The sequence below is a fragment of the Pseudooceanicola atlanticus genome, assembly GCF_000768315.1.
Lineage (GTDB): Bacteria > Pseudomonadota > Alphaproteobacteria > Rhodobacterales > Rhodobacteraceae > Pseudooceanicola > Pseudooceanicola atlanticus.
In genome coordinates this window covers 1-13198 of sequence record NZ_AQQX01000034.1, presented here as the reverse complement: position 1 = coordinate 13198, position 13198 = coordinate 1, and the positions used below count along the sequence as shown (strand labels likewise).

Below are 13198 nucleotides of genomic sequence, written 5' to 3'. Positions count from 1 at the left end.
CAACCTGCAGACTCTCATTATGAACGAGGGACCAACAGGGGGCAGGTCACTTCGAATTCACGGAACGCCGAGCCCTCGCAGCATTGGCGGCCGGGCCAGTTCGGGATGCGTGCGCATGGTGATGGCCCACATCAATGATCTCTATCCGAATGTCGCTGTCGGATCGACGGCGTTCCTTTACTCGGCCGAAGACAGCGTTACCGCTCGAAGCTAACCTATTGCATCTTTGGCTCACACGCCGAGGACTGCGTCGTGCAGGGACACCTTCCAATGAATTGTTGGACGAACACTCACGGCTGTGTCGCAAGTGAACTTTCGAACTGTGCGATCGCTACGGATTTGTCGTCCTCATCGTTCTCGAACAGCTTTGTGGTTCGCACGCCCGGCAACTTGCCAAAATCCGCCATCAGGCGCTTTGGAAAAAATGTGCGTCCGATGGATTCAAATCCTGGTAATTGTCTGAGTACCGCGGAGGTACTGGCACTACAAAAACCGGAAGCGGCTGGGCCGCTGGCAATTGCAAGGCGCAAAGCCTGCTCCGCGACTTCGGGAGACACATCGATCTCTTGTATGACGACATGGTAGGTCTCGCGAGCATGAGCCCGCGCATAAAAATCGGCCACTTGTGGAGTAATGCCATAAAGCACATCTCCCCGTTCCGGTACAGCGCTCAGCCGGACCGTTCCTGCCGGATCGAAGATAACACGCTGCGACCCATTAATCATGACGCTGCTATGCGCACCCGCCCCGGACCTGTTGTTGATCATGGTGTACAACGTCAGCGCGGCCGGTCCATCGTGACGGTAGGATGCGCTACTGATGACTTCGGCTGAAGCATCCGGGCGCATGTCGTTTCCTGCACCGCACCCCGCCAAAATTACCAAGGTTAGAACTGAGAAAATGCGGTTCAAAAAGAGCACCCTGCAGCCTCCTGCCATGGGTTGAATGATTGAATTTTCGGGATATTCAGGGCCTCTAGCAATCTCGACATCAACTCTTCCGGATTTCACCTCTACCGAAACATGGGTTCGGTTTCGGTTGGTATACGGATCCTCGACACCTTTTTTTCTGGATATCGCATGTTTCAGATGAAGAGGAGCGTTCGCCCCGAATTGATTTGTCGCAATTTGTAACAGACCCCGCCTTTGTGACCTCGCGATACAAAACACCGGCTCGCGTGGCATTCCGCATCTGCAGGTGCCCCCCATATGCTGGGTATCGCAACACTGACACGAGGTGATCGAAATGAAACGCAACACTTTACTCGCTGCAATGACCCTGGCTGCAACCGCCCTTGGCGGTGCCGCATTCGCGGACGCCAACCACGGGCGTGGGGGACAATTTGGCGCCCAGAGCGGACCAGGCATGATGCAGAACGGTGGTCCCGGTATGATGGGGAACATGGGCGGAATGATGGACATGATGAAGCGCATGCACGGAAACATGATGGGCGCAGGCATGATGGGCGCAGGCATGGGCAGTGGTATGATGAGCCCAGGCATGGCTGGCGGCATGATGCAAATGTTCGACACTGATGGAGACGGCACAACGACGCCGGAAGAAATGCGCACGCAGCTGCAGGCCAAGCTTTCCGAGTTTGACAGCGACGGGGATGGAAGCCTCTCGATTACCGAGTTTGAAGCTCTCCACAGCGCGATGATCCGCGAAATGATGGTGGATCGCTTCCAACACCTCGATGCCGATGGCGACGGCGCGGTGACGCCGGAAGAGATGGCCGCTCCTGCCGATAGGATGGAGCGGATGCAGATGATGCGGTCGAATATGGCAGATGCGCCTGCGCGGCCTGGCAACGGTCAGGGCATGGGCAACGGCTCCATGATGCAGGACAACTGAGCCAATGGGTGCCGGTTTTTTTCCGGCACCCGTCCTCACAACCCCAAAACCATTCGCGGTCGGGACATTGAACCGAACCGCGACCTGAACCGTTTAGCCTCGGTATGCCAACAAATAGAGACACGGAAAGGAAAATTCCCATGGCCTATACCTATGATCGCGTCCTGAAAGACACCAAAATCGATGACGCAGAGATGCGTGTTCGGGATGCTTTGGCAGACAAGGGCTTCGGCGTTCTGACTGAGATTGACGTCAAAGCGACGATGAAAAAGAAACTTGATGCGGACATGCCGCCTTACCGCATCTTGGGGGCCTGTAATCCGGGCATGGCGCACAAAGCCATCGAGATCGAGCCTCGCATCGGTGCGATGCTTCCCTGCAATGTTATCCTGCGGCAACTGGACGGCGACACCGAGGTCAGCGCGGTCGATCCTGTCGCTTCGATGCAGGCGGTGCAGAACCAAGACCTGGACGCGGTCGCCGGCGAAGTCCGCGATCTCCTTCGGGACGCCCTCGACACCGCGTGATGGCGGGATGGGCGTTGGATGCCCTGTCGCAGATCGAGCGCCTTTAGCGGTGCTCGATCAATGCCATCTAATCCCCACGTAAATTCCTGATGAGGAACTCACCCAGTGCTGCCAGCGGGATTGCCATTTCCGGATATTGGAACCGACCTCTTCTCCTTCGACATCGGGGGGGTCACATTCGCACTCCGCTGGTACGCGCTAGCCTATATCTTCGGTATCCTGATTGGCTGGCGCATTTGTTCGAGTGCCATAAGCCGTCCCGCGCTCTGGACGTCAGCTGGACCGCCGCTTGACCGAACGCAGATCGAAGATCTTCTGACGTGGATCATCATCGGCGTGATTGCTGGTGGTCGCCTGGGCTTTGTACTGTTCTACCAGCCCGCATATTATCTCGCCAATCCCTTGGAAATTCTGATGGTCTGGCAAGGCGGCATGTCTTTCCACGGGGGGTTCGCGGGAGTTGTCATCGCGGCCTTGCTGTTCTGCCTTAGACAGAACGCGTCATTGCTCAGCACTGGCGACTTGCTGGCTTTGGCAACACCACCAGGCTTGTTTCTTGGAAGGCTGGCGAACTTTACCAACAATGAGTTGTGGGGGCGTCCAACGGACGTTCCCTGGGCGGTGATCTTTCCCGGCGAAGTCGCGCAGGCCTGCCCAGGGGTTAGCGGCCTCTGCGCCCGACACCCGTCCCAGCTGTACGAGGCGGTATTGGAGGGGCTCATTCTTGGAATACTGCTCATTTATCTCGCTTGGGGCCGGGGCTGGCTGAAAATGCCCGGTGCCTTGGCTGGCGTGTTTCTGACCGGCTATGGTCTTGCCCGAAGTTTCGTCGAGATGTTCCGGCAACCGGACCAACAATTTGTGACGGCGGACAACCCGATCGGCCATGCGCTTCATTTTGGTGAGTGGGGTTTGACCATGGGCCAGTTGCTCTCCATGCCAATGGCGCTGGTCGGGCTGGCGTTGATCGTGTTCGCCCGGCGGGAACGGGGCCGGACAGCGCCACCCCGCAGAGCCGCAATGTAATCGCCGTACTGATCTCTCTTGACCCTCCCGCGGATGGAAGCCCTAGGCAAGAGAAGCATTCTCGGAAAGGACCGCAAAATGAGCACTCCCGACAGTTCTGAAACCACAGCAGCTTCTTCGGTATTCGTTTGCCCCATGCACCCTGAGGTGCGGCAGGACGAGCCCGGCAATTGTCCGAAATGCGGGATGCACCTCGTGCCGGAATCGGAGCTCGAGGTCCATTCAGCACATGATCATCACGAACACCACGCGGGTGCCACGCCGGCCGATGGCCGATATGATCTGGTTCCTACAGGACATGATGGTCCCATTTTCACCTGCCCGATGCACCCTCAGGTGCGGCAGCCTGATCCGGGCGCGTGTCCGATCTGTGGTATGGGATTGGAACTGGAATCCGGTGTGCCGGGCGATGAAGGTCCAAATCCCGAACTGGTGGATTTCACACGGCGGTTCTGGGTCGGCACAGTCCTGACGATCCCGCTCCTTGTCCTCACGATGGGGCCATTCGTCGGTTTCCCCGCAGTCCGGACTTTTTTTGGCGAAAGCACCACACAATGGATCGAATTGATCCTGGCAACGCCAGTGGTCTTGTGGTGCGGCTGGCCGTTTCTGGAACGCGGATGGATTTCGTTCCGCACATTGAACCTCAACATGTTCTCCCTGATCGGCATGGGCGTTCTTGCCGCCTGGCTCTTCAGCGTCGTTGCCGTTCTCGCACCGGACATATTCCCTGATGGGTTCCGAGACTCCGAAGGCCATGTCGGCGTCTATTTCGAGGCGGCGGCGGTGATCGTGACGCTGGTGCTGCTCGGCCAGGTGATGGAACTACGCGCCCGCGAGGGGACCGGCAAGGCGATCCGCGCGCTTCTCGACATGGCGGCAAAGACCGCGCGGGTCATCCGGGACGACGGATCCGAGGAGGAAATCCCGCTGGAGGACGTGCAAGTCGGGGACCGGCTGCGCGTGCGGCCCGGTGACAAGGTGCCGGTCGATGGCGTGGTTCTGGACGGCCGGTCCTCGGTCGACGAAAGCATGATCTCCGGTGAACCCGTGCCGGTCGAGAAGACCGAGGGCGACCCGCTGACCGGCGCGACGATCAATGGCACCGGCAGTCTGGTGATGGAGGCGACGCGTGTCGGGTCCGACACGATGCTGGCTCAAATTGTCGAGATGGTGTCGAACGCGCAGCGCTCGCGCGCCCCGATCCAGAAATACGCCGACAACGTGGCGGGATATTTCGTTCCGGCCGTCATCGGTATCGCGGTCCTGTCCTTCATCGCCTGGGCGATCTGGGGGCCCGCGCCTGCGCTTTCCTACGCATTGATTTCGGCGGTGGCGGTTCTGATCATCGCCTGTCCTTGTGCGCTTGGCCTGGCGACACCGATGTCGATCATGACAGCGACAGGACGGGGCGCTCAGGCAGGGGTGCTGATCAAGAACGCCGAGGCGCTGGAGCGGTTCGAGAAAGTCGATACCCTGATCGTCGACAAGACCGGCACGTTGACCGAAGGCAAGCCGCGGCTTGTCGACGTACTCCCGCAACCCGGCCACGACGAAGCCGAGGTCTTGCGTCTCGCCGCATCGCTTGAGCGCGGATCGGAGCACCCCTTGGCCGAAGCGATCGTCAGGGGTGCGGAGGAGCGAGATGTCAAAATGGACGAGGCACGGGACTTCGAGGCGGTCACTGGCAAGGGCGTCAAGGGGGTCGTTGACGGCAAAGCGGTCGCGCTCGGCAATTTGGCGATGATCCGCGAATTGGGGCTCGAGGCGGGCGCGTTGACCGCCAAGGCCAATGCCCGCCGCGACGAAGGCGAGACGGTCATGTTCGTTGTGCTGGATGGCGAGATCGCCGGTCTAGTTGCTGTCGCCGACCCAGTGAAGGAGACCACGCCAGAAGCCATCGAGGATCTGCATGAACTGGGGTTCCGCGTCATCATGGCGACCGGCGACAACGAACGCACGGCCAAGGCCATCGGCACGCGGCTCGGAATCGATGAGATCCGGGCCGACGTGCTGCCGGAGGACAAGGCGCGGATCATCCTTGAGTTGCAAGAGGCGGGCCACAAGGTCGCCATGGCCGGGGATGGCGTCAACGACGCCCCCGCGCTCGCGCAGGCCGATGTCGGCATCGCCATGGGCACCGGCGCCGATGTGGCCATCGAAAGCGCGGGCGTCACGCTGGTCAAGGGCAACCTTGATGGTATCGTGCGTGCGCGGCGGCTCGCCCGGGCCACGATGCGCAACATCCGCCAGAACCTGTTCTTCGCGCTGATCTACAACGCCTCCGGCGTGCCGGTCGCGGCGGGAGTTCTGTTTCCCTTCTTTGGCATCCTCATCAGTCCGATGTTTGCTGCCTTCGCCATGAGCGCGTCGTCAATCTCGGTGGTGCTCAATTCGCTGCGCCTTCGCGGCGTTCGTATCTAGAAGCGCGCAACAGCGTTCGGATGAACCAAAATTAAAAGGGGGCCATTTATGCAGAGCGAAAAAGAAACGTACCGCGAAAATTCCATCAGTCTGGGCGGAGCCGTTGCGATGGGGACAGGCGTGATGATCGGCGCTGGAATCTTTGCGTTGACGGGGCAAATCGCGCAGCTCGCCGGCCCGCTTTTCCCGCTTGCATTCATCGCCGGCGCGGTCGTCACAAGCTTCAGCGCCTACAGCTACATCAGGATGTCGAACAAATGGCCGTCCTCGGGTGGCATCGCCATGATCCTGCAGAAATGCTATGGCCCCGGAGCCATCGCGGGCGGGGCCGCACTGCTGATGGCGCTCAGCATGGTGATCGCGGAAAGCCTCGTCGCGCGAACCTTCGCCACCTATGTCCTGCGCCCTTTCGATATCGAAGGTGGCCCATTGGTCCCCGCTCTGGCTGTGGCCGTGATCGTTTTCGCCTTTTTGGTGAACATGGCCGGAAACCGCTCGGTCGGGCTGTTCTCGTTGATCATGGCCGCGATCAAGATCGGAGGCATAGCTCTGTTTGGCATCGCGGCCCTGTGGTCCAGTGGTTTTGCGTTCGCCGCGGCGTCCGAGACCTCACAATCCTACGGGCTCACGGGGTTCATCGCCTCTACGGCGCTGGCCATCCTTGCGTTCAAGGGATTCACCACGATCACCAACAGCGGAGCCGAGATCACTGAACCAAATCGCAATGTTGGCCGAGCGATCATGTTCTCTATCGGAATCTGCGTCGTCGTCTACCTGTTGGTCGCCTACGGGGTCGGTTCGAGTCTCACGATCGAGGAGATCATCTCAGCGCGTGACTATTCGCTGGCACAAGCGGCGCAGCCCGCCCTTGGACAAACCGGCTTCATACTCACGGTGATCCTGGCCGCTGTCGCAACGGCGTCCGGCGTTCTGGCCAGCGTCTTCGCGGTGTCGCGTATGCTGGCGATGCTGACCGACATGGAAATGATCCCGCACAGCCACTTCGGTATGCCAGGTCCCATCCAACGCCACACCCTGGTCTATACTGTCGTCATCGCCGCGACGTTGGCCGTGCTCTTTGATTTAGGCCGGATCGCATCCCTCGGTGCTTTCTTTTACCTCGTCATGGACATGATCATACATTGGGGCGTGTTCCGCTATCGTCGAGCAGACGTCGGCGCCTTCGGTATCGTGCTTTTGACTGCCCTGGCGCTCGATGCGATAGTACTGGCAGCTTTCACCGTGATGAAGCTTCAAAGCGACCCGATGATCGTTCTCTACGCCGCTGTCGGGATGATCGCTGTGTTCGCCTTCGAGCGCGTTTACTTGTCGCAATGGGTGGCACCGCAAGTCGCCCCCGCCCCCGCCCACGGTGATTAGCCTGCCATCACCTGGCCTGAAGAGATGCGATGCCTTGTGCGCCGATCGTGATCAGCCCGACCGACAAGGCAAACGCAGCCAGGGCAAGCAGCATCACGCCCGTGTTCATGGGCAAGCGACGTACAACCGGTCCAAGAAATTCCGACCGCCCGAAAGCCGAGACGTAGAGCGGCAACGCGCTTATCATAGTCGCATAGAGGTAAACGCCGGAGATGTTCTCGAAAAACGCCGAACGCGCAAGAGTCGGGGATACAACCGCCAAAGCGGTTGAACGATTGCCGCCGAATGACCCGAACCAGTCGGCAGATAGAACGTATATCAGCACGTGGAGACCTGGAAAGAGAAGGGCTCTGAGCAAGACATCGACCAGCACGAAAAACGCCGTGTCTCTTGAGCCCGCCTTTGGTTGCTTTGTCATAGCGAAAAGGAAAAAACTGACATAGTTGACGGCAAAAACCACGGGCAAACCGTTGGTCGCAACCTGCCTTAGTAAGCGCATGAGTGCCGGTCCGCCGGCAGCAAGAGCCGGAGCAAAGCCCGGAGCCAGTAAGACGTAGAACAACAGGACCGGCAGTAATGCAGCGAAGCTGAACAGCAGGACATTTCTAACAAACTGAGCCGCGGGCATACTGATAGAGAAAAATCTATCCATTGAAATAGCCTGCCATGTGGGCACCACTAGGTCGATGATACGGGGCGTTGTTGCACAAGTCTGACGCCTCAGGATTCCCTTCGCGAACCCATGCTGTTAGCCGCATTCCATGAGCAACCCATCTCCCGCCCGCTATCGTACGACCAACTGGTCCAGCTACAACGCATCGCTGCGCAAGCGGGGGTCCCTGCTGATCTGGGTCGACGAAGACATCACTTGGCGCGCGCCCTCACCGCCGCCCTCCTAGCCGGCACGATATCATTTCTGTCCCCCTGCGTGCTACCTCTTGTGCCAGGTTATGTCTCCTACGTAACCGGGCGCACAGCCGCTGAGGGCGGGGTGGTCGGCGCTTCGCCGTCGCGCGCGGTCTGGCTGAGCCTGTGTTTTGTCCTCGGCTTCTCCACCATCTTCATGGGACTTGGCGCATCCGCGACTGCAATGGGTCAGGCCCTGCTTCGGTGGCGGTATGAACTCAACCTCGTTGGGGGCGGCATCATCATTTTCTTCGGGCTCTTCATGATAGGAGCCGCGCGTGTTTCGGTCATGGAACGCGACTTCCGATTCAATCTCAACATCCCCGGGGGCCAACCCGCTGCGTCCTATGTCCTCGGTCTTGCCTTCGGTTTCGGCTGGACTCCGTGCATCGGCCCGATCCTCGGCGCGATCCTGACAGCCAGTGCGGCGAGTGCCACGATGGGCGAAGGTATCATGCTGCTTGCCGTCTATTCCGCCGGCCTTGGAATACCGTTTCTGATCGTGGCCGGATTCACCGACCAGATCGCGGGACGGTTGCGGGCCATCGGCCGGGTTGGCCGCCGCCTCCACCAGCTTGCGGGCATAGTGATGATCTTGATGGGGCTGGCGATGATGACAGGGCAGTTGAGCGCGCTGTCATACTGGATGCTCGACGTATTTCCGGTTCTGGGACGGATCGGATAGCTCCATTAGTAGCAGCGTCTATTGATAACAGAAAATTTTCTTGAACCTCTAGTAGCTTTAGGAGTTAAGCCACCGACAAAGAACGGCACCATGGAGCAAGTTGCCAATAACGCCTCACTCCTTCCCGGGCGAACAACACTGCGTTCGGGGTAAGGTTCGGTTTGCCGTCCAATGCGTGAACGGAGCAATCTATATGCTGACAAGACGACATTTCATCCAGACGACCACCGCGCTGTTTTCGGCATCGATATCCAGCCCGCTCCTTGCAGACACGTGGCCTACCGATGCGCAGAAGGCAGCTTGGGACGCACAGGTTACACCTCCCGGCTACGACCCGGCCACGTCCAACCCTTGGGGCCTTCACCCTCGCTTCCTGCCACAGCGGGTCCTCGCGAAGGACGGACTTGTACCCGGTGATATCCATGTCGATGCTGTTGCGCGCTATCTCTACCACATCGAAGAAGGCGGCACGGCGATGCGCTATGGCGTGGCGATCGCGCGCGGTAAACTTTACGAACCGGGCACCTATACGATCAAGCGCAAGGTCAGGTGGCCGCATTGGCAGCCGACACAAAACATGATCGACCGCGACCCAGAGCTTTACGCCGATATCGCTGACGGTATGGAACCCGGACCTGAAAACGCGCTCGGATCGCGAGCCCTCTATCTCTTCGTCGGCGACCGAGACACCTATCTAAGGATTCACGGGACACCGTATCCAAGAAGCATTGGCGGCCGTGCGAGTTCCGGCTGCGTCCGAATGGTCATGGCACACATCAATGATCTCTATCCCAACGTCGAGATTGGCTCGACGGCATTCCTGTACTCGGCGGAAGACAGCGTCACCCCGAGAAGTTGACTGGCGCATCATGTGTTACGCGTGGGCTTGACGCATCTATGGGCTGATCAGGACTGGCGCGAAGTGCAGATGGGGTTGCCACCTGCCGAGCGTAGCGGAACCAAGGTGTTTTCCACCGGACCGCTGTGTTCATACCAATAACAGCCATCCTCGGGACGAAGCCGCGCCGTGGTGAGATCCTGACCAGGCGCAGCAAGGGCAATGACGGCCTCGGGAACACTTCCCACTTCGTTGCGAGCGCCGCCGTCGTCCAGCGTTGGCACCGCGCAGCCAGCAAGCACCAATGTCGCTGCGATAATCGGCGCGTTTCGTTTCTGCATGTCTACCTCACTCATTCTGATCGCTTCGTACCGGCAAGCGTTGCTCCAACCGCGTCGTTTCAAGGGGGCGGCTAGCTTCAAGCCTCCGCAGGGCGCCTTTCTTGCTGGACGAATATCCACTTGTTGCCCTTGAAGCTCTAGTTACTGTAGGGGCTATGTCAATGTGGAATCAATGAATCCTGAGGTCAATCCATGTCTTCCGACGGCAACCGCAACGATCACGGCCATCCGGGTGATCAAGAGCATTCTGACCCAAGAGGCAACTCCTGTTGCGACGCCAGCAAGGACGTCGCGTCCACGGCGCCAGCGCCGTCTGGCGGAAGGAGCTTTCAGGTCTCCGGGCTCGATTGCGCCGAAGAGGTGGCGATCCTGAACCGGGTTGTCGGGCCGAAAGTGGGCGGAACCGAACACCTGGCATTCGACGTGATCAACGGGCGAATGACCATCCTCGATAGCGCCGAGAGGATACCAGACGACGAAGTCACGCAGTTGGTCGCAACGACCGGCATGAGCGCCAAGCCATGGGATGCCGACAACGCAGCAGAGGACCAGGCGGCGCATCTGGCACGTCAGAAGCGCTTTACCTCGTTGAGCGGCGGCTTCTGGGCGGCGGGATTCCTTTTTCACATTGTCGAGACCGGCATGGGCGGCGCGCTCGGGCTCTTTGCGGGCCATGGCGAGGTGCCTATGCCTATGGTGGAAGCAGGGATCTTCGCCGTCGCGATTCTTTTTGGCGTCTGGCTTGTCGCGCCCAAGGCCTGGTCTTCGGCGCGGAGGCTTAGCCCCGACATGAACCTGCTCATGGTGGTGGCCGTCGCGGGCGCCATCGGCCTCGGCGAGTTTTTTGAGGCCGCGACGGTCGCCTTCTTCTTCTCGCTTTCGCTTTATCTTGAGAGCTGGAGCGTGGGGCGGGCGCGTAATGCGGTTTCCGCGCTCCTCGATCTGGCGCCGCCAACGGCGCGGGTTCTTTACGACGACGGATCTGAATCCGACGTTCCGGCCGCGGCCGTGGCAGTCAATGCAAGGTTTATCGTGCGCGGCGGCGACCGGATCCCCCTCGACGGTGAGGTCGTGGACGGGGCAGGGGCCGTCGATCAGGCCCCAATTACTGGGGAAAGCGCGCTAGTGCCCAAGGAACCAGGCGACGAGGTCTATGCCGGCACGATCAACGGCGAGGGCACACTGACGGTGCGGGCGACGAAGGCCGCCTCGGACACGGTGCTCGCGAAAATCATTCGCATGGTGGGCGATGCCCATGCCCGCCGCGCGCCGGTCGAACAGTGGGTGGCCAAGTTCGCGCGCATCTACACACCCATCGTGATGGCTTTGGCGATCGCCATCGCGCTGGTGCCGCCACTGCTGCTCGGCGGCGCCTGGGACTACTGGTTCTACAATGCTCTGGTCCTTCTGGTCATCGCATGTCCTTGCGCGCTGGTCATTTCTACGCCGGTCTCCATCGTGGCAGCGCTGACCGCGTCGGCACGGGCGGGGGTGCTCATCAAGGGCGGCGCCTATGTCGAGGCGCCGGGGCGGACCACGGCACTGGCGATGGACAAGACCGGGACGATCACCATGGGCGAGCCTGAGGTGGCGGCGGTTCACCCACTGGTCGGCGTTTCCGCACGCGATCTCATGGCGCTGGCAGCAAGCCTGGAGGCGCGGTCTTCACACCCGCTGGCACGCGCCATCCTCTCGCGCGCCGAAGCCGATGGTGTTTCCGTGTCTGCCGCAGAGGACACCCGTACCGTGCCCGGGCGCGGTCTGGAAGGACGCGCCGACGGGCGCGCTATCTGGCTCGGCTCGGATCGCTTCGCCGAAGAGAAGGGGTTCGGCAATGCCATTCCGGCGGATCTGCGGGATCGGATCGAAGGGGCAGGGAGCACCCTCGTTGCCGTGGGTGACGAGACCGGCGTGACCGGCGTACTGGAGCTTCGCGACCGCATCCGCCCAGATGCAAAGGGGATCGTTGCGCGTCTGCATGCGCAGGGTGTGAAGACCATCGTGATGTTGACGGGCGACAACGAACGCACCGCGCGCGCGGTGGCAGCCGAAGTCGGCATCGACGAGGTGCGCGCCGAACTTTTGCCAGAAGACAAGGTGACGGCCATTGAGGAACTCGTCGAAAGCCACGACATGGTGGCGATGATCGGCGACGGTGTGAATGACGCACCGGCCATGGCGCGGGCGCATTATGCCATCGCCATGGGCGCTGTCGGATCGGATGCCGCGATCGAGACGGCCGACATCGCGCTGATGACCGACGACATCGGCAAGGTACCCTGGCTTATCGGCCATTCGCGCCGTGCCATGACGATCATCCACCAGAATATCGGCATATCGCTGGCGACCAAGGCGCTGTTCGTCGGGCTGACCGCGTTCGGTATGGCCTCAATGTGGGGCGCCATTGCTGCGGATGTAGGCGTGTCTCTGCTGGTGGTCGCCAACGCACTTCGGCTCCTGAACGGCCATCAGGTTGAGGCCGGGCCTTCAGGCGGAGAACCGGCGGGCGAGCAGATGGCGAAAGGAGCACTGGCGCACGGTCATTGATCCGGCGGTTTCGGTAGCTCGATATCGCTTTTGCGGTCCAGCCACGCCAGCGCCCCGACAGAGAATTCCGAACCCCGGTAGGGTTCCGTCCAGGCGGTCTCGATGTCGTCCCAGGGCAGAGGCTCGAGATTTCCAAGAAAGAGCGTCAGACGGTAGGCCGCTGCCTCGGGAAGCCAAGGCGCCTCCTTGGCCGGCGTCGCGGCGACAGGTCCGGACAGGAGGAGCGCACTTGCGAGTGTGGCGAGCAGCACTCTCATAATATTTCGCATCACCACGGCCTCCAAAGTAAAAAGTTAGACATGGCTAACTTATCTACCCGAAGCAAACAAGTTGTCAATCCCGCTGTTTCGCTGCAAAGTCCCGAGTATGACAAAGCTACAATCACAAGGGCGTGAGCCATTCGAAGCGGTCGACCGGGCTCCCGAGGCGCAGGCCGATGGCTTTGCGACCGTGCGTCAGGCACATGAAAGCGAGATGGCGGAGGATTACGTCGAACTGATCGCGGAACTGATCGAGACGCGCGGGGAGGCCAGACCGGTCGAGATCGCCGAGCGGCTTGGCGTGAAGCCGCCGACCGTGACCAAGAACATCTCGCGGCTCAAGGCTGCTGGTCTGGTCCGGCGGGAGCCATACCGCGCGATATTCCTCACCGATGCCGGGCAGGACCTCG

General features: G+C 60.4%; 14 protein-coding genes and 1 pseudogene. 11 read left to right on the top strand and 4 right to left on the bottom strand.

The features are described from left to right. Window positions 1-214 (top strand): L,D-transpeptidase (locus tag ATO9_RS24115; protein WP_156127952.1); only part of this gene is annotated, 214 nt, incomplete at its 5' end. A 76-nt stretch (window positions 215-290) separates the two neighbouring features. Here ATO9_RS24115 and ATO9_RS25095 read toward each other — a convergent pair. Next, window positions 291-848 (bottom strand): hypothetical protein, encoded by a 558-nt coding sequence (locus ATO9_RS25095; RefSeq protein ID WP_012187179.1) that lies wholly within the window; start codon window positions 846-848, stop codon window positions 291-293. Window positions 849-1245: 397 nt separating this feature from the next. Between ATO9_RS25095 and ATO9_RS22965 the strand changes: the two genes are divergently transcribed. The 5 genes from ATO9_RS22965 (at window position 1246) to ATO9_RS22945 (ending at window position 7211) form a co-directional block, all read left to right on the top strand. After that, on the top strand, window positions 1246-1854 hold the full coding sequence (locus tag ATO9_RS22965; protein ID WP_012187178.1) for an EF-hand domain-containing protein: 609 nt from the start codon (window positions 1246-1248) through the stop codon (window positions 1852-1854). Between the two features lie 140 nt (window positions 1855-1994). Beyond that, complete coding sequence (locus tag ATO9_RS22960; RefSeq protein ID WP_007803435.1) at window positions 1995-2381, top strand: DUF302 domain-containing protein; 387 nt, start codon at window positions 1995-1997, stop codon at window positions 2379-2381. Window positions 2382-2486: 105 nt separating this feature from the next. Further along, window positions 2487-3407: a prolipoprotein diacylglyceryl transferase gene (gene lgt / locus ATO9_RS22955; RefSeq protein WP_007803438.1), complete on the top strand. Its 921-nt coding sequence runs from the start codon at window positions 2487-2489 to the stop codon at window positions 3405-3407. Window positions 3408-3542: 135 nt separating this feature from the next. Continuing rightward, window positions 3543-5831, top strand: a complete 2289-nt coding sequence (locus tag ATO9_RS22950; RefSeq protein WP_420329726.1) for a copper-transporting P-type ATPase — start codon at window positions 3543-3545, stop codon at window positions 5829-5831. Window positions 5832-5879: 48 nt separating this feature from the next. Beyond that, window positions 5880-7211: an APC family permease gene (locus ATO9_RS22945; protein WP_043755103.1), complete on the top strand. Its 1332-nt coding sequence runs from the start codon at window positions 5880-5882 to the stop codon at window positions 7209-7211. 7 nt (window positions 7212-7218) lie between these two features. Here the strand turns inward: ATO9_RS22945 and ATO9_RS22940 are convergent, their stop codons facing one another. Next, window positions 7219-7863 (bottom strand): hypothetical protein, encoded by a 645-nt coding sequence (locus ATO9_RS22940; protein WP_007803445.1) that lies wholly within the window; start codon window positions 7861-7863, stop codon window positions 7219-7221. A 109-nt stretch (window positions 7864-7972) separates the two neighbouring features. On the opposite strand from ATO9_RS22940, the pseudogene ATO9_RS24465 reads away from it, so the two are divergent. From ATO9_RS24465 to ATO9_RS22930, 3 genes and pseudogenes are all read left to right on the top strand, one after another. Next, window positions 7973-8092: pseudogene (locus tag ATO9_RS24465) on the top strand (IS5/IS1182 family transposase); the annotation flags it as partial. Next, the gene (locus ATO9_RS22935) at window positions 8080-8802 is read left to right on the top strand and encodes a cytochrome c biogenesis CcdA family protein (protein WP_007803446.1); all 723 of its coding nucleotides are present in this window, start codon (window positions 8080-8082) and stop codon (window positions 8800-8802) included. The pseudogene ATO9_RS24465 and the gene ATO9_RS22935, both read left to right, overlap by 13 nt. 193 nt (window positions 8803-8995) lie before the next feature. Beyond that, window positions 8996-9661 carry a L,D-transpeptidase gene (locus ATO9_RS22930; protein WP_007803448.1) on the top strand — a complete coding sequence of 222 codons (666 nt, stop codon included), beginning with the start codon at window positions 8996-8998 and terminating at the stop codon, window positions 9659-9661. A gap of 47 nt (window positions 9662-9708) precedes the next feature. Here the strand turns inward: ATO9_RS22930 and ATO9_RS24110 are convergent, their stop codons facing one another. Further along, window positions 9709-9996 carry a hypothetical protein gene (locus tag ATO9_RS24110; protein WP_369817429.1) on the bottom strand — a complete coding sequence of 96 codons (288 nt, stop codon included), beginning with the start codon at window positions 9994-9996 and terminating at the stop codon, window positions 9709-9711. Window positions 9997-10173: 177 nt separating this feature from the next. Here ATO9_RS24110 and ATO9_RS22925 point away from each other — a divergent pair, with 177 nt between their 5' ends. Continuing rightward, on the top strand, window positions 10174-12528 hold the full coding sequence (locus ATO9_RS22925) for a heavy metal translocating P-type ATPase (RefSeq protein ID WP_238318857.1): 2355 nt from the start codon (window positions 10174-10176) through the stop codon (window positions 12526-12528). Here the strand turns inward: ATO9_RS22925 and ATO9_RS22920 are convergent. Then, window positions 12522-12785, bottom strand: a complete 264-nt coding sequence (locus ATO9_RS22920) for a hypothetical protein (RefSeq protein ID WP_224888552.1) — start codon at window positions 12783-12785, stop codon at window positions 12522-12524. The genes ATO9_RS22925 and ATO9_RS22920 overlap by 7 nt on opposite strands. A 109-nt stretch (window positions 12786-12894) precedes the next feature. Between ATO9_RS22920 and ATO9_RS22915 the strand changes: the two genes are divergently transcribed. Next, a partial coding sequence (locus tag ATO9_RS22915) for a MarR family transcriptional regulator (protein WP_043755110.1) occupies window positions 12895-13198 on the top strand: 304 nt, incomplete at its 3' end.

Coding starts and splice junctions, on each gene's coding strand:
- ATO9_RS24110 (WP_369817429.1), bottom strand. CDS start 9,996: ATGAGTGAGGTAGACATGCAGAAACGAAACGCGCCGATTATCGCAGCG.
- ATO9_RS22930 (WP_007803448.1), top strand. CDS start 8,996: ATGCTGACAAGACGACATTTCATCCAGACGACCACCGCGCTGTTTTCG.
- ATO9_RS22945 (WP_043755103.1), top strand. CDS start 5,880: ATGCAGAGCGAAAAAGAAACGTACCGCGAAAATTCCATCAGTCTGGGC.
- ATO9_RS22925 (WP_238318857.1), top strand. CDS start 10,174: ATGTCTTCCGACGGCAACCGCAACGATCACGGCCATCCGGGTGATCAA.
- ATO9_RS22950 (WP_420329726.1), top strand. CDS start 3,543: ATGCACCCTGAGGTGCGGCAGGACGAGCCCGGCAATTGTCCGAAATGC.
- ATO9_RS22940 (WP_007803445.1), bottom strand. CDS start 7,863: ATGGATAGATTTTTCTCTATCAGTATGCCCGCGGCTCAGTTTGTTAGA.
- ATO9_RS22920 (WP_224888552.1), bottom strand. CDS start 12,785: ATGAGAGTGCTGCTCGCCACACTCGCAAGTGCGCTCCTCCTGTCCGGA.
- ATO9_RS25095 (WP_012187179.1), bottom strand. CDS start 848: ATGCGCCCGGATGCTTCAGCCGAAGTCATCAGTAGCGCATCCTACCGT.
- ATO9_RS22960 (WP_007803435.1), top strand. CDS start 1,995: ATGGCCTATACCTATGATCGCGTCCTGAAAGACACCAAAATCGATGAC.
- ATO9_RS22965 (WP_012187178.1), top strand. CDS start 1,246: ATGAAACGCAACACTTTACTCGCTGCAATGACCCTGGCTGCAACCGCC.